The 22,183-nt window shown below is 47.3% G+C and carries 24 protein-coding genes; 5 read left to right on the top strand and 19 right to left on the bottom strand.

Annotated features, from left to right (window positions below; all coding sequences use genetic code 11):
- From ABW391_RS11245 to ABW391_RS11255, 3 genes are all read left to right on the top strand, one after another.
- On the top strand, window positions 1-380 hold a 380-nt coding region (locus ABW391_RS11245), incomplete at its 5' end, for a T9SS type A sorting domain-containing protein (protein ID WP_353481962.1).
- 178 nt (window positions 381-558) lie between these two features.
- Window positions 559-2,916: a S9 family peptidase gene (locus tag ABW391_RS11250; RefSeq protein ID WP_353481963.1), complete on the top strand. Its 2,358-nt coding sequence runs from the start codon at window positions 559-561 to the stop codon at window positions 2,914-2,916.
- 367 nt (window positions 2,917-3,283) lie between these two features.
- Complete coding sequence (locus tag ABW391_RS11255) at window positions 3,284-4,171, top strand: hypothetical protein (protein ID WP_353481964.1); 888 nt, start codon at window positions 3,284-3,286, stop codon at window positions 4,169-4,171.
- Between the two features lie 65 nt (window positions 4,172-4,236).
- On the opposite strand, the gene ABW391_RS11260 is transcribed toward ABW391_RS11255, so the two are convergent.
- From ABW391_RS11260 to ABW391_RS11270, 3 genes are all read right to left on the bottom strand, one after another.
- On the bottom strand, window positions 4,237-5,430 hold the full coding sequence (locus ABW391_RS11260; RefSeq protein WP_353481965.1) for a M20 metallopeptidase family protein: 1,194 nt from the start codon (window positions 5,428-5,430) through the stop codon (window positions 4,237-4,239).
- Window positions 5,431-5,514: 84 nt separating this feature from the next.
- Complete coding sequence (locus ABW391_RS11265) at window positions 5,515-6,474, bottom strand: glycosyltransferase family 2 protein (protein WP_353481966.1); 960 nt, start codon at window positions 6,472-6,474, stop codon at window positions 5,515-5,517.
- A 24-nt stretch (window positions 6,475-6,498) separates the two neighbouring features.
- Window positions 6,499-7,716, bottom strand: coding sequence for a TCR/Tet family MFS transporter (locus ABW391_RS11270; protein ID WP_353481967.1), 1,218 nt, complete (start codon window positions 7,714-7,716; stop codon window positions 6,499-6,501).
- A 115-nt stretch (window positions 7,717-7,831) separates the two neighbouring features.
- On the opposite strand from ABW391_RS11270, the gene ABW391_RS11275 reads away from it, so the two are divergent.
- Both ABW391_RS11275 and ABW391_RS11280 read left to right on the top strand, forming a co-directional pair.
- Window positions 7,832-8,296, top strand: a complete 465-nt coding sequence (locus ABW391_RS11275) for a (2Fe-2S)-binding protein (protein ID WP_353481968.1) — start codon at window positions 7,832-7,834, stop codon at window positions 8,294-8,296.
- Between the two features lie 13 nt (window positions 8,297-8,309).
- On the top strand, window positions 8,310-10,481 hold the full coding sequence (locus ABW391_RS11280; protein ID WP_353481969.1) for a xanthine dehydrogenase family protein molybdopterin-binding subunit: 2,172 nt from the start codon (window positions 8,310-8,312) through the stop codon (window positions 10,479-10,481).
- 86 nt (window positions 10,482-10,567) lie between these two features.
- Here the strand turns inward: ABW391_RS11280 and sucD are convergent, their stop codons facing one another.
- The 16 genes from sucD to rpsE form a co-directional block, all read right to left on the bottom strand.
- On the bottom strand, window positions 10,568-11,440 hold the full coding sequence (gene sucD / locus ABW391_RS11285) for a succinate--CoA ligase subunit alpha (protein WP_353481970.1): 873 nt from the start codon (window positions 11,438-11,440) through the stop codon (window positions 10,568-10,570).
- 101 nt (window positions 11,441-11,541) lie between these two features.
- Window positions 11,542-11,850: an FtsB family cell division protein gene (locus ABW391_RS11290; RefSeq protein WP_353481971.1), complete on the bottom strand. Its 309-nt coding sequence runs from the start codon at window positions 11,848-11,850 to the stop codon at window positions 11,542-11,544.
- Window positions 11,851-11,948: 98 nt separating this feature from the next.
- Window positions 11,949-13,238 carry a phosphopyruvate hydratase gene (gene eno / locus ABW391_RS11295; protein ID WP_353481972.1) on the bottom strand — a complete coding sequence of 430 codons (1,290 nt, stop codon included), beginning with the start codon at window positions 13,236-13,238 and terminating at the stop codon, window positions 11,949-11,951.
- A 54-nt stretch (window positions 13,239-13,292) separates the two neighbouring features.
- Window positions 13,293-14,405, bottom strand: coding sequence for a glutamine-hydrolyzing carbamoyl-phosphate synthase small subunit (gene carA, locus ABW391_RS11300; RefSeq protein ID WP_353481973.1), 1,113 nt, complete (start codon window positions 14,403-14,405; stop codon window positions 13,293-13,295).
- Window positions 14,406-14,590: 185 nt separating this feature from the next.
- On the bottom strand, window positions 14,591-15,130 hold the full coding sequence (gene rplQ, locus ABW391_RS11305; RefSeq protein ID WP_353481974.1) for a 50S ribosomal protein L17: 540 nt from the start codon (window positions 15,128-15,130) through the stop codon (window positions 14,591-14,593).
- Between the two features lie 206 nt (window positions 15,131-15,336).
- A complete protein-coding gene (locus ABW391_RS11310; RefSeq protein WP_353481975.1) occupies window positions 15,337-16,335 on the bottom strand; it encodes a DNA-directed RNA polymerase subunit alpha in 999 nt (332 codons plus the stop codon).
- Window positions 16,336-16,508: 173 nt separating this feature from the next.
- On the bottom strand, window positions 16,509-17,123 hold the full coding sequence (gene rpsD, locus ABW391_RS11315; RefSeq protein ID WP_353481976.1) for a 30S ribosomal protein S4: 615 nt from the start codon (window positions 17,121-17,123) through the stop codon (window positions 16,509-16,511).
- A 22-nt stretch (window positions 17,124-17,145) separates the two neighbouring features.
- The gene (gene rpsK / locus ABW391_RS11320) at window positions 17,146-17,535 is read right to left on the bottom strand and encodes a 30S ribosomal protein S11 (RefSeq protein WP_353481977.1); all 390 of its coding nucleotides are present in this window, start codon (window positions 17,533-17,535) and stop codon (window positions 17,146-17,148) included.
- A 114-nt stretch (window positions 17,536-17,649) separates the two neighbouring features.
- Window positions 17,650-18,027: a 30S ribosomal protein S13 gene (gene rpsM, locus ABW391_RS11325; RefSeq protein WP_353481978.1), complete on the bottom strand. Its 378-nt coding sequence runs from the start codon at window positions 18,025-18,027 to the stop codon at window positions 17,650-17,652.
- A gap of 37 nt (window positions 18,028-18,064) precedes the next feature.
- Entirely contained in the window at window positions 18,065-18,181 is a 117-nt protein-coding gene (gene rpmJ / locus ABW391_RS11330) for a 50S ribosomal protein L36 (RefSeq protein WP_044234117.1), read from the bottom strand.
- A 43-nt stretch (window positions 18,182-18,224) separates the two neighbouring features.
- Window positions 18,225-18,443, bottom strand: coding sequence for a translation initiation factor IF-1 (gene infA / locus ABW391_RS11335; protein ID WP_353482010.1), 219 nt, complete (start codon window positions 18,441-18,443; stop codon window positions 18,225-18,227).
- Window positions 18,444-18,534: 91 nt separating this feature from the next.
- Complete coding sequence (map, locus tag ABW391_RS11340) at window positions 18,535-19,368, bottom strand: type I methionyl aminopeptidase (protein WP_353481979.1); 834 nt, start codon at window positions 19,366-19,368, stop codon at window positions 18,535-18,537.
- A 134-nt stretch (window positions 19,369-19,502) separates the two neighbouring features.
- Window positions 19,503-20,870, bottom strand: coding sequence for a preprotein translocase subunit SecY (secY, locus tag ABW391_RS11345; protein ID WP_353481980.1), 1,368 nt, complete (start codon window positions 20,868-20,870; stop codon window positions 19,503-19,505).
- 9 nt (window positions 20,871-20,879) lie between these two features.
- The gene (gene rplO, locus ABW391_RS11350; protein WP_353481981.1) at window positions 20,880-21,326 is read right to left on the bottom strand and encodes a 50S ribosomal protein L15; all 447 of its coding nucleotides are present in this window, start codon (window positions 21,324-21,326) and stop codon (window positions 20,880-20,882) included.
- Between the two features lie 88 nt (window positions 21,327-21,414).
- Window positions 21,415-21,600: a 50S ribosomal protein L30 gene (gene rpmD, locus ABW391_RS11355; RefSeq protein ID WP_353481982.1), complete on the bottom strand. Its 186-nt coding sequence runs from the start codon at window positions 21,598-21,600 to the stop codon at window positions 21,415-21,417.
- 49 nt (window positions 21,601-21,649) lie between these two features.
- Window positions 21,650-22,168, bottom strand: coding sequence for a 30S ribosomal protein S5 (gene rpsE, locus ABW391_RS11360; RefSeq protein ID WP_353481983.1), 519 nt, complete (start codon window positions 22,166-22,168; stop codon window positions 21,650-21,652).
- Between the last annotated feature and the right edge of the window lie 15 nt (window positions 22,169-22,183).

Consider the following 22,183-nt stretch of genomic DNA (forward strand, 5'->3'; position numbering starts at 1 on the left):
ACAATTGTTTCCAATTGTCAAGCAATTTTATGAAGATCACGTTAGGAAATGGGTTGGAAACACCAAAATCTCCGGAGCTGCAATTGAACGCACCGGCTCAAAAGACAGCTGCTCAACCTAGCATGTTGCTCAATATTTACCCCAATCCGACTAGGTCGGATTTGTACTTGAATTTCGAGAATCATGCAGAAAGCACCTCGCGTGCTACCGTACGCATCATGCATCCAACCGGAACGGTTTTGCGACAGTTGTCTCTGGATGCGGTACCCGGAAAAAATGCCTCCTCATTGAATGTACAGAGTATGCCGATTGGCTGGTATTTACTGGAAGTTCAACTGAATGGCGAGCGCCAGGTTGTTAAATGGATGAAGCAGGATTAAGACAATGGAAAATCGGAGTGGGTAGCAGCATTGCCCACTTCGATTTTTCAACCGTTCTTTGATCCCAAAGTTCCTGCCATTCACTCCCCTACCCTTGCCGTTCGGCATCAATATCGCTTTCCTTTTTTTGATTGTCTATTTTTTTTCGATCTTGTCAGGCATACATTACAAACCTGACATGAAAAGAATCATTACCTCTATGCTCCTGGTTACCGGAAGCTTGTTCATGGCCATCGCCCAATCGCCCGCTAACCTGAGCATCGACAAGATCATGCAAGGCGATCGTTTTGTAGGTTTTTCACCCGAAAACATTTCCTGGGGAGAAGACAACAAAACCATTTACTTCAACTGGAATCCCAGCATGGATACCCTTGCTGCATTGTACAAAGTAGTACTGCCCAACGGCAAACCCGAAAAGGTAAGCCTGGAGGAGCAACGCAATACGATTGGCGGTGGCGTGTACAGCCGGGATTTTAGGCGCAAGGTTTTCAGCAGAAGTGGAGATATTTTTCTGTTGGAAGTAGCCTCTGGCAAAGTGCAACAAATCACCAATACCCTGGACAATGAAGGCAATCCACGTTTTAGTGGAGATGAAAAAAGCATTACCTGGCTGAGCAACAACAATCTCTTTGCCTGGGAAGCCGCAACCGGAGGCATTAGCCAACTCACCAATTTCCGCAGTAGCCAAACCCGCTCCAGTGCCAAGCCACTCGAAAACGAAGAATGGCTCAAGGAAGACCAAATGGACTTGTTTGAGGTACTCCGCTGGCGCAAAGGCCAACGCGACGCCCGCGAACGCTTGAACAAGTCACTTCAAGTCAAACGCCCCAAGGAAATCAATGCGGGCAGCAGACTCGTTGGAGGTATCCAGGCCAGTCCGGATTTGCGTTTCGTTACGTTCCGCTACACCAAACGCGCTGAATCCAAAAATACCGATGTACCCAATTACGTGAGCGAATCAGGTTTCACCGAAGACATTTCCTCCCGCACCAAGGTTGGCGCTCCACAGGATACCTATGAATTTGGCATCTACGACCGCACCCGGGATACCTTTTACCTGATTGACACCAAAAAGATCGAAGGCATTTACGACAAACCCGCTTTCCTGAAAGAATACCACCGGGGAGACAAACCCTACAATCCCAAATACGACAAGCCCCGCGAAGTAGTGATTACTGGGCCCGCTTTCTCCGACGATGGCAAAGCCGTAGTTTCCATACGGGCACTCGACAGCAAAGACCGCTGGATCATGCTCCTGGATTTGCCCACTGGACAGCTCAAACTCCTCGAACGCCAGCACGACGATGCATGGATTGGCGGCCCCGGAATTGGTGGTTTTGGAGGTGGCGTAGGTTGGTTACCCGACAATCAAACCATCTGGTACCAATCTGAAGCAACTGGATATTCACACTTGTACACCCTCAATGTAGCAAATGGAACCAAAAAAGCCTTGACCAGCGGCAACTTTGAAGTCCTGGAATCCAGTCTTTCGCGCGATGGCCAATCTTTTTTCCTGACCGCCAGTGCCGAAGGTCCACACGAGCGCCATTTTTACAAACTGCCTGTTTCAGGCGGTAAACTGGAAAAGATAACTACCCTGAAAGGCGGCAATGAAGTCGTTCTCTCTCCCGATGAAAGCACCCTGGCCATTCGTTATTCCTACAGCAACCAGCCCTGGGAATTGTATTGGATGCCCAATAAAATCGGCGCAACGCCATTGCAATTGACCAGTTCTACCACTGCGGCCTTCAAAGCCTACCCTTGGCGGGCGCCAGAAATTGTGTGGTTCACTGCACGGGATGGCGTAAAAGTGCCTGCTCGTTTGTACAAGCCCAACAAGGCTGCAGCATCCCGTCCTGCGGTAATATTTGTGCACGGTGCGGGTTACTTGCAAAACGTACACCAGTGGTGGAGTACTTATTTCCGGGAGTTCATGTTCAACAACTTCCTGGCCGATCAGGGTTACACCGTGCTGGACATCGACTATCGGGGCAGTGCAGGTTATGGCCGCGATTGGCGTACTGCAATCTATCGCCACATGGGCGGCAAAGACCTGGATGACCATGTAGATGGCGCAAAATACCTGGTGAGTACCCAAAAGGTCAATCCCCAAAACATCGGCCTCTACGGAGGTTCTTACGGAGGTTTCATCACGCTGATGGCACTTTTCAACGCTCCAGAAACTTTCAAAAGTGGGGCAGGATTGCGCTCGGTGACCGATTGGGCACATTACAACCACGGTTACACTTCCAATATTCTAAACACGCCAGTGGAAGACAGCCTGGCCTACCGCCGCAGTTCACCAATATATTTCGCCGAGGGACTCAAGGGCAACCTCTTGATGTTGCACGGCATGGTGGATGTGAATGTGCATTTTCAGGACATTGTCCGGCTTTCTCAAAAATTGATCGAGTTGAAAAAAGACAAGTGGGAGTTGGCGGTTTTCCCCGTCGAAGACCATGGTTTTGTAGAGCCCAGCAGTTGGGCAGATGAGTATAAGCGGATTTTCAAGTTGTTTGAAGGGACCTTGAAATGAGGCTTTAGGGTCTTAGATTATTTCAGTGATTTAACTCACATTACTCAGGCAGCTTCGCTGATTCGATTTTTCACCACCTTAGACACTTCAGACACTTGAGATGCACCTTAGAATCCAAGCTGTATTGCCTCAGGTGACTCTTAGGTGTCTGAAGTGCCTAAGGTGGTGAATAAATACAGCAGCGAAGCTGCCTACGGATGTGAAGATTAAAAGAAAGCCTTTGATTTCTGAGAAAAATATTCTTGTTATTCCAGAAACATGTAGTCAGAAAATTTTAACTGAGTAAAAATAAAATCCAACAATTTAACTAAGCATTACCCAATCCTCTATTTTAACGCTAACTTTCCAGTCGAAACACCTGAATACCATGATCGGACTGATTCAAGTAGTCATTGGACTTGTTTTTTTATTGCTGCTGTTGAGCCTTTTGGTGACCACCATTATGGAGCTCATTTCCTCAATGTTTGCACTGCGTGGACAAAACCTGGAGAAGGCCATCCGCAATATGCTGGCAACGGGTTTGAAAGAAGGTGAGCTTTTTCAAAGCTTCAAGAGCAATGCGCTTTACAAACAATTGAGCAATTACCGAGGCAATGCCAAATCACGCCCCCCCTCCTACCTCAGCGCCGAGAATTTTCAATCCATTCTGATGGACCTCATCCTCAATGGCGAAGATTCTGGCAAATTGACGCAAAAGATTGAGGAGCTGCCCAACGAAGAACTCAAAAAAGTCTTGAAACAGTTGCTCAACGATGCGGGCTATGAATTGGAAGAATTCAAAACCAAAATGCGCAATTGGTTCAACGATGTGATGGATCGCGCTGCCGGTTGGTACAAGCGAAACATTCAAATTCTGGTCACTTTTGTCGGACTGGTGGTGGCCATTGTATTCAATGCCGACACCATCTCTTTATACCAGCGCCTGGAGTCCAACCCTGAAGAGTTGAAAGAGATTGTATCCATGGCCGAAGCCTATGCCAAAAAATCTGACCTGGGTATTCAAAGTGGTGGAACGGTAGAACAGCAATGGGAGCAAGTGAATAACTTGATCAATGACGAAATCAACCAGGCCAAATCCCCGCTTGGATTGGGCTGGCACCCAGAAGAATTGCAAGGTATGACCCCCAGCGATTGGGTCATCAAAGTATTGGGTTGGATTGTCACCGCATTGGCGGTTTCCCTTGGTGCCCCTTTCTGGTTTGACCTTTTGAAAAAATTGGTCAATATTCGCTCGTCGGGCAATCAGCCTGGCTAAGTGCCCATAAATTTAGGCTTTGATCAAAAAAGCGGTGACATGCAGTGTATGTCACCGCTTTTTCATTATTCTTTCAATTCTTCAAGAGCCAACCAGGCCATCAGTCCAGCACCCACTTTAAGCGCTTCCTCATCTATATCGAAAGTATCTGAGTGCACCGGAGAGGTAATTCCTCTGCTCACATTGCCCGTTCCCAAACGGTAAAAACAGGCGGGCAACTCTTGAGAGTAATACGAAAAATCTTCCGCAGTAAGTCGAACCGGCAAGTCAACCACGTTTTCTGTGCCCAGGTAGGCTTCGGCAGCTTGGCGCATGCGCAAGGTCAGCGGCTCGTCATTGAGCAAACAAGGATAACCCACATCGATAAAAAAGTCGATTTTGCCTCCCATTCCTTCAATCAAATGCTCCGCCATGTGCTTCATCTTTTGGTGTGCAGCCCGGCGCCAAGTTTCGTCCATGGTACGGAAAGTGCCTTCGATCTTGACCTCATTGGGGATGATATTGGTAGCACCACCCGTTGAGTTGATCTTTCCAAAAGTCAGTACCGTTGGAATGGTCGGGTCGTTGTTGCGGCTGACAATCTGCTGCAAGGTGGTAATCAGGTGCGCGGCCATCAGAATGGGGTCGATGCAATCCTGCGGCATTGCGCCGTGACCACCTTTGCCCGTGATGGTGATGTAGAGTTCGTCGCAAGAGCCCATATAACGCCCTGCACGAAAGCCTACTTTGCCAGCTGCCAATGGCGGATGTACATGTTGACCAACAATAGAAGCCGGGCTGGGATCGTGCAACACACCCTCTTTGATCATCAGCGATGCCCCGCCAGGAAGGCGTTCTTCGGCAGGCTGAAAAATGAGCTTTATCGAGCCTTCCCAATCAGTGCGGGTTTCGTGCAGAATTCGTGCAGCGCCCAAGAGTGATGCGGTGTGTACATCGTGACCACAGGCATGCATTATGCCCGGATTTTGTGATTTGTAGGGTACGTCGTTGGCTTCCAGTATGGGCAAAGCGTCCATATCGGCCCTTAAGGCTACAATATTTTTGCTTGGATTGCGGCCTTCAATCAAGGCTACAACTCCCGTTCCAGCTATGCCAGTTTGGTGTGGAATTGCCCAGCTTTGAAGCTGAGTGGACACGAATTTTCCGGTTTCGTGTTCTTCAAAAGACAACTCGGGGTGTTGGTGGAGATGCCTGCGCATGGCCACGATTTTGGAGTGATGGGTGATTGCGAGTTGTTGGATTTTTTCCTTCAGCGTCATTGCTTTGCACATTTTTTCCAGCACAAAGATAGGACTAATGTAGCAGGATCGAAGTTTTTTTCGTATTGCCGAACGGAATTGGCTTCAATCCTGTTTATCGTCTTTGCGGAGCAAAAAACCTGGCCTACCTTTCACTTCTTCGTAAATGCGCCAAATGTATTCTGCCACGATGCCCAAACAAAACAACATCAAGCCATTGAAAAAGGCAACCAGGGTGATAATGGTGGTCCAGCCAGGAATAGCAAATCCAAAAAGATGGCTCTCTGCAAAAAAGCGGGCATAAATCAAAAACGGGATGGCCAACAGGCACAATAGCGAAATATTAAAACCAAGGTAGGTGATCGCCCTGATGGGAAAAGAGGACGACGCAAAAAAGGTGTCCTTTGCCAGGCGAACCTTTTTCTTCCAGGTCCAGCGGGATTTTCCTGGGCGGGAAGGGCGGTCATAAGGCACAAAAACTGGATCAAACCCCAGGCGCAATACCTCTACTACCGAAGAAGTATGAATCGGGTGAATGCTCGAATTCATAATGTCGATGATCTCGCGGTCGGCCAAAAAACCATCTGCCCCGCCAGGAGGAAAGGTTACCTCTGAAAGGGCATTCATGATTCTATAATAAGTATTGGAAAAAAGGTCGTTGAACCAGCCATCATTGCGGGAGGTTCGGTATGAAATCACCAGCTTGTGGCCTTTTTCCCACAAACGGTAGCATTCGATCATGGTTTCCAAAGGGCGTTGAAGGTCATCGGGCATAAAGGTGATGCACGCCCCTTTACAAACCGACATGCCGGCAAAATGCACATAAGGTGAAGTGTAATTGCGGCTCATGCGGTATACGTATACCCGCGAATCTTCGGCTGCAATGGCTTTCATCAATTGCCAGGTATCGTCTTTTGATCCATCGTCGATGATCAGCAATTCAAACGGGATCTGCTCATTTTCAAGACATTGGGTCAAAGCCTCATAAGCAGGGCGCAAACGTTTGGCACTATTGAAAGCGGGAATAAGCAAGGAAAGTAACTTTGGATTATTTTCAGTGTTCATGGAAACGAGATTTTAAACCAGTTCCTAAATTTTCAAGCCTTTCAATGCCCGAATGATAAACAACCAACTCAAAAAAGTCAGGATTGAACCCAACCAAAACGGTGCCGCAGGAAGCTGAAATGGTGCCGCTTCAGAAGTAAAATAAGCAAACAAATTGGTCATAATCAGCGGGCCAATCACCGAGGTTAGGCTCATCACACTGGTCAGCGCGCCCCGCAATTCGCCTTGTTCATTCATCGGAACCTGATTGGACATGATCCCTTGAAGTGCGGGCATGGCAATCCCACCAAGTGAGGCAATTACCGTTATGGCAAACATCATCCAGCCTTGGTTGGCCAGGGCAAACAACAAATAGCCAATGGCATATAGAATTAAACCCAATGAAATGGATCGAAAGTTACCCAGTTTGGGGATAACTGCTCTGGTGAGGCCGCCTTGTACTACGGCAGCCATTACGCCTACAAAACCTAGCGACAGGCCAATCATTTTTTCATTCCAACCAAATTTACTTATACAATAATAAGTCCAGGTGCTTTGGGTAGCAAAACCTGCAATCATGATGAGTATGTTGGGAAAAACCAGTCCAAGCACAATGGGGTAGCGCCGCAAATTCAAAAGTGAATTGATGGGATTGGAACGCGACCAATCAAACTTGCGGCGATTTTCTGGTTTCAGTGATTCTGGCAATATGAAATAGCCGTACAACCAGTTAAGCAAAGAAAGCGCTGCCGATACAAAGAATGGAACCCTGGATCCGTACGTCCCAAGAAATCCTCCCAAGACTGGCCCCAAAATAAATCCCAACCCAAATGCAGCGCCAATCAGGCCAAAATTTTGGGCCCGTTTTTCAGGTGCACTTACATCGGCAATGTAGGCTCCAGCGGTGGTGAAACTGGCACCAGTGATGCCTGCAATGATCCGCCCCACAAAGAGCCACGTCAAGGTTGGTGCAAAACCCATAACGATGTAATCGATCCCAAACCCAAACAAAGAAAACAGCAAAACCGGCCTCCGACCATACTGATCACTCAATCCACCTAGAATGGGCGAAAAAACAAACTGCATGGCAGCATACGCAAAAATCATCCAGCCTCCGTAACGTGCAGCAGAACTGAGTCCTTCGCCGCTGAGTTCCATGATCAATTTGGGAATAACCGGAATAATGATTCCCAAACCGATTACATCAATCAACATCGTGATGAAAATGAAAATCAGGGCAGAATCTTGTCGTTTTGCGCTCATTTCGTTTTGTTGCAGATTATGAAAAAGTATCATTTAGGTTATCGGCAGTAAAACTATAACAAAACCGTATTATTTTTACTCGGTATTTATTTTGAAATACCAAACACCCGCAGACATGAAAATAGAATTCACCCTTAACGGTTCCCCCCAATCGGTAGATGTACCTGAAAATATGCCCTTGCTGTGGGTAGTCCGGGACGTATTGAACCTGAAAGGAACCAAATTTGGTTGCGGCAAAGCCATGTGTGGTGCTTGTACCTTACACATCGATGGCGATGCCGTGCGCTCTTGCTCTTATTCCGCTCAAAACGCCCAAGGGAAAAACATCACCACCATTGAAGGACTTGCTCCAGAGGGCAGTCTGCATCCAGTGCAACAAGCCTGGATTGATGAAGTAGTACCGCAGTGTGGGTATTGCCAGCCAGGTTTTATGATGGCTGTTGCCAACTTGCTGGACAAAATCCCGAATCCAAGTGACGAAGACATCGACGACAACATCACCAATCTGTGCCGTTGTGGTACTTATTACCGCATGCGCAAAGCCATTCATCGGGCTGTCGCTTTGAAAAACAACCTTTAAACCGCATCCAACCATGGCAAAGAAAACATTCAATCGTCGTAAGTTCATCATCCGTTCTGGAGTTGGTTTAGGGGTACTTTTTGGCGTAGGTTTGCTTGGACGTGGGCCGCTGAGAAGAATGCTGGCTCAAACAGTCGAAGAAGCCATTCTGCCTTTTGACAATAAGTTTGATGCTTACATCTGGTTTGAAATCAAGCCAGACAATCAAATAATTTTACGCTCGCCCAAGGTCGAAATGGGTCAAGGAATTTTTACGGCATTGGCGCAAATTGCTGCTGAGGAATTAGAAGTAGACTGGGAAAAAATTACTGTTGTACATGCAAGTACAGCTCAAGGCCCTATTGACTTTGTTTCTACTGGTGGTAGCTTATCTGTATCAGGTCTTTACGAACCCTTGCGTGCCCTGGCAGCCACCATGCGTGAGATGCTGAAGGTCAACGCAGCTGAATTGATGGGGGTTTCCGTAAATGCGCTTTCGGCAAAAAATGGCGAAATTGCGGGGGGAGGCAAAACTATGACTTATGGAGAAGTTGCTGAAAAAGCCAGCAACTGGGACTTCAAAATTGACCCACCAACCCTGAAATCGAAAAGCCAGTTTAAGTTTATAGGCAAAGCATTGCCTAGGATTGACCTGGTCGCCAAAGTAAAAGGAGAGCCAATCTTTGGCATCGACGGTTCTTTCCCGGATATGCTTTATGGCTCGGTGCTGCGTCCTCCTGTAGTGGGAGCAAAATTCATCAGTGCCACGCCTGGAAAGGCCGCACAGATGCCCGGAGTGATCAAAGTAGTTATTGAAAAGGATTTTATCGGCGTGGTGGCCGAATCCCGAGTTCAGGCCGAAGATGCCAAACACCAAGTGGACGTCAAATGGCAGATGCCAGAAAAATTGCTTCAACAGGCCGATGTGGATGCGTTGATCAAAGTAGGCGCTGGCAATGACGTGGTCATTCAAACCGAAGGAAGTGTAGCATTAACGGGTGAAAACGTTTTTACCAGAGAATACTTCACTCCAATGGGGGCACACGCGCATATTGAACCCAACGGTGCTTCGGCGCATTACCAAAATGGCAAAGCTACCGTAAAACTCAGTACTCAAGTGGCCAACCTCACCCGCAAAGAAGTTGCCAAAGCCCTGAACATTAAGGAAGAAGACGTGGATGTACAGCCCCAATACCTGGGTGGAGGATTTGGTCGCCGCTTGGAAACCCCTCATGCCGTTGAGGCAGCACTTCTATCCAAAGCAGTTGGCAAACCCGTTCATGTGTTTTTTGAACGGACCGAAGAGTTTCAAAATGGCATTTTGCGCCCACCTTCACACAACGTACTCAAGGCTAAATTGAACAAAGACGGCAATATCGAATCCATCGAACACCATACCGCCAGTAGCGATGTGGCTTTTGATAGTTCACTTCTGTCTGTTTTTTTACCGATGAGCAATGATGTAGCCAAAGCGGTGGTAGGTGCCGACTTTGGTGCCTGGCGAGGCGGAATGATCCAATACAAGGCGATTCCCAATTACAAAACGGTGGCCTGGCATGCTGAGCTTCCTTTCAAAACCAGTTGGTGGCGTGGACTGGGGCTTTTGTCCAACACTTTTGCCATCGAATCCTTTATGGATGAACTGGCCCACGAAGCCAAGCAAGATCCGTTGGCGTTTCGCCTAAAACACCTCGCCGACAACGAAAAGGGTAAATTGTTGAAAAGTGTGCTGAAAGCCGCTGCAAAACAAGCCGAATGGGACAAACCTCTTCCTGCTGGAAAAGCGCGTGGGATTGCCTGTTCTATCGATGTTGGCACTCCAGTTGCCCAAATCGCTGAGGTAGAAATCAAAGATGGAAAAATCAAGGTCAACAAGGTGATATGTGCCATCGATCCCGGACTGATCATCAACCCCGACGGGGTTAAAGCCCAAACTGAAGGAGCCATCATCATGGGCCTGAGCGCCAGCATGTTTGAAGAGATTACCATCAAAGATGGCAAAATGCAACCCAATACCTTTGGTTTTTATCAAATGGCCTTCATCCGGGATGCCCCTGATATTGAAGTGGTATTGCTATCCAGTGGTGAAAATCCTCGCGGAATGGGCGAACCGCCCATCGGCCCCATCGGAGCAGCAATTGCCAATGCAGTGTTTCAATTGACTGGCAAAAGATTGAATCGCATTCCTTTGAAACTGGAGGAGTAAAGGTGATTTTACGACAAGACTATAAAAAAGCAAAGGGTAAAGCCTCGCATGAAACTTTACTCTTTGCTTTTCTATACAGGTAGTAACTATTTACCCAATGCCTTCAGTACGGTATGTCCCAATTCTGCTGGAGACTTCACCACGTGGATACCGCACTCTTCCATGATTTTCATTTTGGCTTCTGCTGTATCTTCAGCCCCACCGATGATCGCACCGGCGTGACCCATTTTACGGCCTTTAGGCGCAGTTTGACCCGCGATGAAACCGATCACAGGCTTGGTACCGTGCGCTTTCACGTAGTACGCTGCTTCTGCTTCCATGCCGCCGCCGATTTCACCAATCATGATGATGGCTTCGGTTTCAGGATCGTTCATCAACAATTCAACCGCTTCTTTGGTAGAAGTACCTACGATGGGGTCTCCACCGATACCGATGCAAGTAGACTGACCCAAGCCAGCTTTGGTCACTTGATCCACGGCTTCGTAAGTCAAAGTACCAGAGCGAGAAACGATGCCGATGGTACCTTTGCGGTGAATGAAGCCGGGCATGATGCCACACTTCGCTTCGTCAGGAGTGATTACGCCTGGACAGTTAGGGCCGATCAGGCGACTATCGCTGTTGTCGACATAAGCTTTTACTTTCACCATATCCTGTACCGGAATACCTTCCGTAATACAGATGATGACTTTGATGCCGGCATCAGCAGCTTCCATGATGGCATCAGCAGCAAATGGAGGCGGTACAAAAATCACCGATACATCTGCTCCACCCAGTTTTACGGCTTGCTCAACCGTATCCCAAACTGGTTTATCCAAATGGGTCGTTCCTCCCTTGCCCGGAGTAACCCCACCAATCAAGTTTGTTTTGTACTCCAACATCTGGGTACCATGGAAAGTACCTTCCTTGCCAGTGAATCCCTGTATAATGATTCGGGAATCTTTGTTAACGAGAACCGCCATTTTTTATTCAATTTTTAGGGTTTCAGCTTTTAGGGTTACTCGCCACCAGGCGCCTCGACTTCGCTTGGCGACCGGTGGCGAGTAACCCTAAAACTTAAAACTTATTTTTCTTCTTCAATAATAAACACATCCTCCCCTTCCTTTTTCATGTAGTACTTTTCCCGGGCAAACTGTTCGCCATTTCTTTGCAGGTTTTTGCGCTCGCGCTTGGCCTCCTGAATTTTTTTGGCGTAGTAAGCCTTGTCCTGCTCCAACTTGTCTTTTGTCTTTTGCAATCTCCATTGGGTGATCACATCGTGCTTGTCGATGAAAATCATCCAGAAAAAGAAAACCGTCAACAACAGAATGTACCGATTCCGAAACGGTGCCGGAATCAGGTTGACAAAAGGTTGGATTGGATTCGTACTCATGAATTTTCAGATTTTTTCGGAATACCCGTCGGGGCGGCCCTATGTGGCCGCCCGGTAGGGGCAACCACGTAGGGAGGGCAAACCACGTAGGGTTTCCCCTACCGCCAACGGAAAATGCTTGCTCCAGGATAAACCGCTGCTTCAGCCAGTTCTTCTTCGATGCGCAGCAACTGGTTGTATTTAGCGACCCGATCAGAACGAGACAAAGAGCCTGTTTTGATTTGTCCTGTATTCAATGCAACGGCTAAATCGGCGATGGTAGTATCTTCAGTTTCGCCAGAACGGTGGCTCATTACCGAAGTATACGCATTGCGGGTAGCCAAATCGACAGCCTGAATGGTTTCAGTCAAAGTACCGATCTGGTTGACCTTGATCAAAATAGAGTTGGCTGCATTTCTGTCAATACCTTGGCGTAGGCGCTTGGTGTTGGTTACAAAGAAATCGTCACCTACAATTTGCAGGCGATTGCCCAACACCTTGGTCATTTCTGCCCAGGTATCCCAATCGTCTTCTGCCAAACCATCTTCGATCGATACGATCGGGTATTTGTCTACCCAGCCTTTCCAGTAGCTGATCATTTCTGATGAAGTCAGTTTGTCGCCACTGGATTTGTGGAAGTGGTATACTTTTTCTTCTTCGTTGTAAAACTCAGATGCAGCAGCGTCCATAGCGATGAAGATGTCTTCACCTGGGCGGTAGCCCGCCACTTCAATCGCTTTCAACACGATTTCGATGGCTTCTTCGTTGGATTTGATGTTGGGGGCAAAACCGCCTTCATCACCTACGTTGGTAGAATAACCGCTTTTCTTCAATACGTTTTTGAGGTGGTGGAAAACCTCAGCTCCCCAGCGCAGTGCCTCAGAAAAAGTAGGTGCGCCAATTGGCATGATCATGAATTCCTGGAAATCGATGCTGTTGTCTGCGTGAGAACCACCGTTGAGGATGTTCATCATCGGAACAGGCAGGGTAACTGCATTTACACCACCTACGTAGCGGTACAAGGGCTGTCCGCTGGCTTCAGCTGCTGCTTTGGCCACGGCCAAAGAAACACCCAGAATGGCGTTGGCACCCAGTTTGCCTTTATTTTCGGTACCATCCAGCTCGATGAGCAGCTTGTCGATGTATACTTGCTCAGTGGCATCCAGACCGATCAGTTCATCTGCAATCTCTTCGATTATATTGCTGACTGCTTTGGTTACGCCTTTGCCGAGGTACTGGCTTTTGTCATTGTCACGGAGCTCCACAGCTTCATGCTTACCAGTAGAAGCGCCAGAAGGAACGGCGGCACGGCCAAAGTAGCCGTCTTCAGTGGTTACTTCTACTTCTACAGTTGGGTTGCCGCGGGAATCCAGGATTTGCCGGGCGTGAACATCAACAATGGTACTCATAAGTCGTTGTGTTGTTTGGTGAAAAAGGTGCGCCGAATCCCTCCGGCCAGTGGTTTATTGCATCATTTTGACGAAATCGTCAAAGAGATATCGAGCATCGTGTGGTCCAGGAGCTGCCTCCGGATGGTACTGTACGGAGAAGGCTTTTTTGTCCTTCACCCGAATGCCCTCAATGGTATCGTCATTGAGGTTCACGTGGGTAATTTCTACCCGTTCGTTGGCCGTAATGGCCTTGGGATCTACCGCAAAACCGTGGTTTTGGCTGGTGATCTCACAATGCCCTGTCAGCAGGTTCTTGACCGGGTGGTTGATGCCCCGGTGGCCGTTGAACATCTTGTAGGTCGGAATGTCCAGCGCCAGTGCCAGCAATTGATGCCCCAAACAAATGCCGAAGATCGGCTTGTCTTGCTGGAGAATCTCTTTGGCGGTACTGATCGCATAATCCATCGCTGCCGGATCGCCAGGGCCATTTGAAAAGAAAAAGCCGTCTGGATTGAACTCCTGCAACTCAGGCAAACGGGTTTTGGCCGGAAATACTTTGAGGTAACAACCGCGTTGGGCCATGCATTCCAGGATGTTTCGCTTGGTACCAAAATCAAGTACTGCCACCCTGTACTGCGCATTGGGGTCGCCAATGAGGTAGGCCTCAGTGGTGCTTACTTTGGAGGCCAGCTCCAAACCGTCCATTGAAGGTACTTGAGCCAGCTGCTTTTTCAATGCTGCAATATCCAAAATTTCGGATGAAATAATGGCATTCATCGCACCTTTGTGGCGAATGTGGCGCACAATTGCACGGGTATCGACATCAGAGATGCCTACCAGCGATTCATGCTCAAAATAATCCTGGATATCGTCGTCGGCTTGCTGGCGAGAATACTGCGTGGTGAAGTTTTTGCAGATGAGTCCGGCAATTTTGATGCTGCCCGATTCCACTTCACTGTTTTTGGTGCCATAGTTCCCGATGTGGGCGTTGGTGGTCACCAACAATTGGCCATAGTAAGAAGGATCCGTAAAAATTTCCTGGTATCCGGTCATCCCGGTATTGAAACATATTTCTCCGGTGGTGGTTCCAATTTTTCCGGCAGCTTTGCCGTGGTAAACTGTCCCATCTTCCAGTAACAAGATTGCAGGGGTATAATTGGGTTCCTTGCTGTACTTATCTTCCATCTCATCAATTTGGCTGCAAAATTAGTGATTGATTGGGAAAGATTGGAAGGAAATGTGCAGATTGGTGAATTTTTTCTGTAGGACTAAAAAATGGCTATCGAATAGGATCTCATTTCTTCATACAAAAAAAGGCGACACCAAAACCTTGGTATCGCCCTTTTTCTGAAATCAGCAGCCAAACTGGCTTATTCCTTATCTTCAGGTGTTTCGGCAGCAGCCTCTTCAGTTGTATCGACAACCTCAGTTGCTTCCGTTTCCACCACTTCAGCAGTTGTTGTTTCGGTTTTGCCTTTGGCACCACTACCCCGGCGAGAACGACGTACTTTGTTGGTAGTCTTCGTTTCTGCACCACCTGGATTGTACAGGTCGTTGAAGTCAACAAACTCAATCATGGCCATATCCGAAGCATCACTTCTGCGGAAACCGATTTTGATGATGCGCAGGTAACCACCTGGGCGATCGCCAATTTTTGGTCCGACTACGTCAAACAACTCCTTGATCGCTTCCTTGTTCTGAAGGTAGCTGAACACTACGCGGCGGTTGTGGGTAGAGTCGTCTTTAGCTTTGGTCACCAACGGTTCCATGTGAACGCGCAATGCCTTTGCTTTGGCCAAGGTAGTCGTGATCCGCTTGTGCGTGATCAGGGCAATGGTCAGGTTCGCCAACAGTGCCTGACGGTGCTCAGCCTTACGGCCAAGGTGGTTGTGTTTTTTTCCGTGTCTCATTTTATTGAGTTGTTGTCTTCGCAACACCGTGCAGATGATTTGCACAGGTTATTGCAGGGTGCACGACCTGAGTCGCGCGGGTTCATCGAATGCCCACGACTAAAGTCATGGGTTTATACTTGGATAGGTTGCCTTGAATCTCCCACGGCTAAAGCCATGGGTTGCATCCTATGTGGGCTCCCACGACTGAAGTCGTGGGTTGCCATCTATTCTTCGTCGAGTTTGTACTTGGACAAGTCCATACCGAAGGTGAGTCCTTTTTCTTGCAGGAGTTCTTCGATTTCAACGAGTGATTTTTTACCGAAGTTGCGGAACTTGAGCAATTCGTGGGTGTCGTAGTGTACCAATTCAGCCAAGGTGTTGATTTTAGCTGCCTTGAGACAGTTGTAAGCACGAACCGAAAGATCCAGATCTTCGAGTGAAGTTTTCAGCAGCTTGCGCATGTGGAGGATGTGCTCATCCACAATGTTGTCTTCGCGGCTGGAAGCATCATCGAAAGTAATGTTTTCGTCGGTGATCAGCATCAAGTGCTGGATCAGGATACGCGAAGCTTCCTTGATGGCATCTTCCGGGTGGATGGTTCCGTCCGTTTTCACCTCGATGGTCAGCTTTTCATAATCCGTACGTTGGCCTACCCGCGTATTTTCAATGCGGTAAGACACGTTTTTGATGGGTGTGTAGATGGCATCTACCGGGATTACTCCGATTGGTGCATCTTTCGGCAAATTGTCATCTGCTGGAACATAACCACGACCTTTGGTAATGGTAAATTCCACCTCAAGGTTGACGAAAGGCTCCATCGTACACAACAACAGCTCAGGGTTCATCACCCGGAATGCATTGGTGTGGTCTTCGATGTCTCCTGCCCGAAATTCTTCTTTACCATTGATGGTTAAGTAGACTTTTTCGGTGTTGACGTCATCGTCTCCTGAAATCTTTTTCAGGCGAACTTGCTTGAGGTTCAAGATGATCTCCACTACGTCTTCTACTACGCCACGAATGGTACCGAATTCATGATCGACACCTGCGATGCGCACAGCAGAAATTGCATAGCCTTCCAAAGAAGAAAGCAACACTCGGCGAAGAGAGTTCCCTACAGTTTGACCGAAGCCTGGTTCAAGGGGTTTAAACTCAAAAAGACCTTCAAAATCGTTTGCTTTTTGCATTACGATCTTATCCGGCTTCTGGAAATTAAGAATGCTCATATGCGGAATATGGACTTTGAGAAGGATTAAATGACCGGTCTCTGAACGCAGGAACGTCTTCCAGCGTTGATCCAAACAAAGTATGTTAAAGCACCTAAAGGCTTTATTTTATAGCCCTGAACGGATTGTTTTCCAGCTATAAAATAAAACCTTTGTGTACCAAAACGATGCGATTACTTAGAGTACAATTCGACAATCAGCTGCTCATTGATCTTCTCTGGAATCATTTCCCGAGAAGGATATTCGATGAAGCGGCCTTCAAGTTTGTCAGGGTTGAACTCCAACCAAGTATATTTGCGTGACTCAGAGCCACGGTTAGCAACGCTATCCTTAATAATGTCCATGCTCTGTGACTTACCACGAATGGAGATCACGTCATCTGGACGCAACTGATGCGAAGGGCTGTTGGACACAATACCGTTGACCAGGATGTGTTTATGGCTTACCAATTGACGGGCACCACTGCGGGTACGCGCCAAACCAAGGCGAAAAACCACGTTGTCCAAACGAGCTTCGAGTAATTTGAGCAACCATTCACCGGTTACCCCGTGCTTGGCTGTAGCTCTTTCAAAAGTGCCTCGGAACTGACGCTCCAAAACACCATAAATATATTTAGCCTTTTGCTTTTCAGTCAACTGAACCGCGTAATCAGAACGCTGTTTGCGCTTGCGGCTTTGTCCATGCTGTCCAGGAGCAAATTTGCGGCGTTCAAAGTATTTATCTGGACCGTAGATGGCTTCTCCGAACGATCTTGCTTTCTTGGTCTTTGGACCCGTATATCTTGCCATTGTGATGAATTGCTTTTAATGATTATACACGTCTACGTTTCGGAGGGCGGCAGCCATTGTGGGGAACCGGCGTTACATCTTTAATTTTCGTAACACGGATGCCAGCTTGGTCAAGCGCGCGGATAGCGGCTTCACGGCCAGAGCCCGGACCTTTAACGAAAACTTCAGCAACACGCATGCCCGCATCGTAAGCTACCTTACCTGCATCTGTCGCAGCCACCTGAGCGGCATAAGGGGTGTTCTTTTTAGAACCTTTAAAACCCGACTTACCTGCTGAAGACCAGGATATTACCTGGCCAGTTTTGTTTGTTATAGAGACAATGATGTTGTTGAATGTCGCTTGTACAAATGCGTACCCTTCGGATTCAACTTTAACATTGCGCTTCTTAACTTTCTTATTCGCCTTTGCCATTTAAAAATGTTTTTGAATCAGGCACATAAAAGAACAGTGAAGTTGTTTTGGCGGATTTCCCACGGTTCAAACTGTGAGTTGGCCCCAAAAGCTTCGACTTCTTCTATGCCGATATTACTTGGTTGCTTTCTTCTTATTAGCCACCGTTTTACGTGGGCCTTTACGCGTACGAGCATTCGTACGGGTACGTTGTCCACGCAGAGGTAGTCCTTTACGATGACGCAATCCGCGGTAACAGGCAACGTCCTGCAAGCGCTTGATACTCATCGTAACTTCTGTCTTAAGTTCACCTTCAGTTTTGTACTCGGAAGTGACGATGCGAGAGATCTCGCGAATGTTTTCGTCAGTCCAAGCTTCCACTTTAATATCCTCACTCACGTCAGCTTTAGCCAATACTTGCTTTGCGGTGGTTGAACCAACGCCAAAGATATAAGTAAGGGCAATAACGCCGCGCTTGTGTCTTGGTAAATCGATACCTGCGATACGAGCCATCTTCGTGTGCTTTTGATGATCCAAACAAAACTAGGGATTAACCCTGGCGTTGCTTAAGCTTTGGATTTTTCTTGTTAATGATGTAAACCTTGCCTTTTCTGCGAACGATCTTACAATCGACAGATCGTTTCTTAACAGATGCTCTAACTTTCATGGTTCGAGTAGTTTATCAGGTATTTACAAACAGAGGATGGTAATTACTTGTAGCGGTAAATGATGCGTCCCCTCGTTAAATCGTAAGGAGACATTTCCACCGAAACTTTGTCACCTGGAAGAATTCGGATGTAGTTCATCCGCATTTTTCCGGAAATGGTGGCAATGATTTGGTGATCATTTTCGAGCCGCACCCTGAACATTGCGTTGGAGAGTGCTTCTTCAATAATCCCGTCTTGTTTGATCAAATCTTTTTTAGCCATAGTCCGATTTCGGAGTGCAAAGATAAGCATGTTTGCTTATTTTCCTCCTCATTCAGTGAAAAAAATTACAGTAAACAGACAATAATCCTTATTAGGCTGGTTCTAAGGCCATTGCCCCTTTCAAACTCACTGCTCTAACCTCGCCATTCCTGGATATTGCTTCCTCAATGGGTACATGATTAGAGAGTATATCTGCTTTGTTGCGGCGCACCACAACGGTGTGTTCATAATGCGCGGAAGGTTGGCGATCTTTGGAAGCTACCGTCCAACCATCTTTAGCAGTGACAACTTCCTTTTTACCCAAGTTAACCATGGGCTCGATTGCGATAACCAATCCTTCTTGTAGTTTGATGCCTTTTCCCCGTTTACCGTAATTGGGAACTTCAGGATCTTCATGCAGGTTTCGGCCTACACCATGCCCCACCAATTCTCTTACGATTCCATAATGGAATTCCTTCTCCACGTAGTTTTGGATAGCGAAGCTAACGTCACCAATCCGACGACCCGATACGGCCTGTTCTATGCCCTTGTACAGCGATGTTTTGGTAACCCGACACAGTTCCATCACTTTGTCATTTACATTGCCTAGCGGGAAAGTGTAGGCTGCATCGCCAAAAAAACCATTCCATTGTACTCCGCAGTCAACCGATACAATATCTCCATCTTTGAAGATGATGGAATCGGTAGGAATGCCATGTACAACCTGCTCATTGATGGAAACGCATAGCGTAGCGGGAAATCCCCGATACCCTTTGAATGCGGGGTGTGCCCCATGATCACGAATCAAAGTTTCAGCGGCATCATCAATCTCTTTGGCAGTAATTCCAGGACGAATGATGGAAGCCACATGCGCCAAAGCGTCGCAAACCAGCAGACAGCTTTTGCGAATGAATTCTACCTCTTCGTCCGTTTTGTAATATACCATAGCGCCAAAATTGAGGCTGAGCAACGTATGCATTCTGCGATGCGGCACTAAAGCTCAGGATAATTAGCAATTAAAGGCGACTGGCAATTTCACCAACCGCCTTTAATCAAGCGAATTTTCTGTGAAAAACCCGGTTATATAGAGTCACCAATACCTTGGAGACGGCTTTGCGATGCACGTCCCTGAATCCGGCCAGATTTGGCCAGACCTTCGTATTTACGCATCAACAAGTGGCTTTCAATTTGCTGCAACGTATCCAGAATAACGGAAATCATGATCAATACCGATGTTCCTCCAAAGAATACCGCGAAGTTGCGATTGATTCCAATCGCAGACGCGAATGCTGGCAAAATAGCGATGAGTCCCAAAAACACCGCACCTGGCAGGGTAATCCGCGAGGTAATGGCATCAATGTAATCAGCAGTAGGCTGACCAGGCTTCACCGAAGGAATGAAAGCATTATTGCGTTTCAGGTATTCCGCGTAGTTCTGAGGGTTGACAATCAAAGCCGTGTAGACATATGTAAATACAACGATCAACAAGAAGTAGATTACGTTGTAAGGTACACTTGTAAAGTCACTCAAAGCAGCCAACCATCCAGTAGATGTAACACCACCTGTAGAACTAAACTGAGAAGCAGTAGTGGGCAGGAACATCAAAGCCTGAGCAAAGATGATAGGCATTACACCAGAAGCATTGAGTTTGAGCGGAATAAAATCCTGTTCAGATCTCATGTCTGTTCCACTGGCACGTCCAACGGCTTTTTTGGCCATTTGGATGGGTATCTTTCGAACTGCCTGGATAATCATAATGGAGAGCAACACAACTCCGAACCACAGCGCCATTTCGACCACAAAGAACAACAAGCCATTGCTGTCCAACTGAGATTGGAATTCGAATCCCAGCGCGAACGGAAGACGTGCGATGATACCGGCCATGATGATCAACGACGTACCGTTGCCCAAACCGCGGTCGGTAATCCGCTCGCCCAACCACATCGCAAATACCGTACCGGCAGCCAGGATGATGATGTTGGAAAACCAGAAAATACCTTGAGGAATATTGGGATCAACTGCTTTCAGGAAGAACAGGTACCGCAGGTATCCGCCACCCTGAACCAGGGTAATGGCAACGGTCAGCAAACGTGTGATGGAATTCAGCTTTTTGCGGCCAGATTCTCCTTCTTTGGATTGCAAACGTTGGAAATACGGAACTGCAAAGCCCAACAACTGAATGATAATCGATGCCGTAATGTAGGGCATGATACCCAGTGCGAAAACGGAGGCCTGACTAAAGGCACCGCCTGTAAAGGCATTGATCAACCCCAAAAGTGAGTTGTCATCATTTTGGGATTGTGCTTTCAGTACTGAAGGAAGCACGCCCGGAAGGACGATAAAGGAGCCCACCCGGAAAATGAAAATCATTCCCAAAGTGAACAAGATGCGCGTACGCAATTCCTTGATCTCCCAAATGTTACGCAGAGTGGTAAAAAACCTTTTCATCGTTCAGAATTAAGCGATGTTGATGCTTCCGCCAAGCTTTTCAATAGCTTCCTTGGCAGATGCAGAACAAGCGTGTACACTTACGTTTAACTTAGCAGTCAGTTCACCAGCACCTAGGATTTTTACTTTATCCGTGCGACTGATGTACCCCTTTTCGAGAAGCCATTCTTTAGAGATGGTATCTAGATTGAATTTTTCAGCAAAGTCCTGGAGTTGACCAAGATTAAACGGTACGTAGCTCACGCGGTTTGGGTTTTTGAACCCTACTTTTGGCAAACGCATTTGCAACGGCATCTGACCGCCTTCAAAGTTACGTTTGGTGTAGTGTCCAGAACGAGACCCATCCCCTTTGTGACCACGAGTAGAAGTACCTCCGTGACCAGATCCCTGACCACGTGCAATACGTTTTCTACTTTTGTTAGAACCTTCTGCAGGTTTCAAATTATGCAATTCCATTGCATTATGTTTTGAGCAAATCAGCGATGAAGATGCAAGTTATAAAAAATAACTGTTTCTCGCTGAGCGTTGCCATTTGTCAAAGAAATTATTCCTTCACATCTTCCACCTTCACGAGGTGGGCTACAACCCGAACCATTCCTAAAATCTGTGGAGTAGCTTCATGCACTACTGTTGAACTTATCTTGTTCAGCCCGAGAGCTGTCATGGTAAGTTTTTGATTTTTAGGACGATCGATCGTGCTTTTGACCTTGGTAATTTTGATCTTAGCCATGATCTTCTTGTTTTAAGCATTTACAAAACGATGCGGACATGGCGCCCGATCAACCATTGAACATTTTATCCAAAGAGATATTCCGTTGTTTGGCAATTACACCTGGATCACGCAGCAGAGAAAGCGCCGTAATGGTAGCTTTTACTACGTTGTGAGGGTTAGAAGAACCCTGTGATTTTGCCAATACATTGTGAATACCTGCAATTTCGAGTACGGCACGCATGGCACCACCCGCAATTACACCTGTACCATCGGAAGCTGGCTTGATAAAGACGCTACCCGCCTTGAATTTGCCTTTTACTTCGTGAGGAATGGTTCCCTTGTACAATGGAACGCGTACCAAGTTTTTCTTGGCATCATCCACTGCTTTGGCGATAGCCTCGGATACGTCGCGGGCTTTTCCCAAGCCATGTCCGACGGTACCTTTGCCATCTCCTACTACTACAATCGCAGCGAAGCTAAATGTACGACCACCTTTGGTAACTTTCGCTACACGGTTGAGCTGTACCAGCTTTTCTTTGAGTTCTGTTTCTGCAGGTGTTACCCTGTTTGCACTCTGTTTAGCCATTATCTTTTATGGTTA

Source organism: Haliscomenobacter sp., assembly GCF_040403615.1.
Taxonomy (GTDB): Bacteria; Bacteroidota; Bacteroidia; order Chitinophagales; family Saprospiraceae; genus Haliscomenobacter.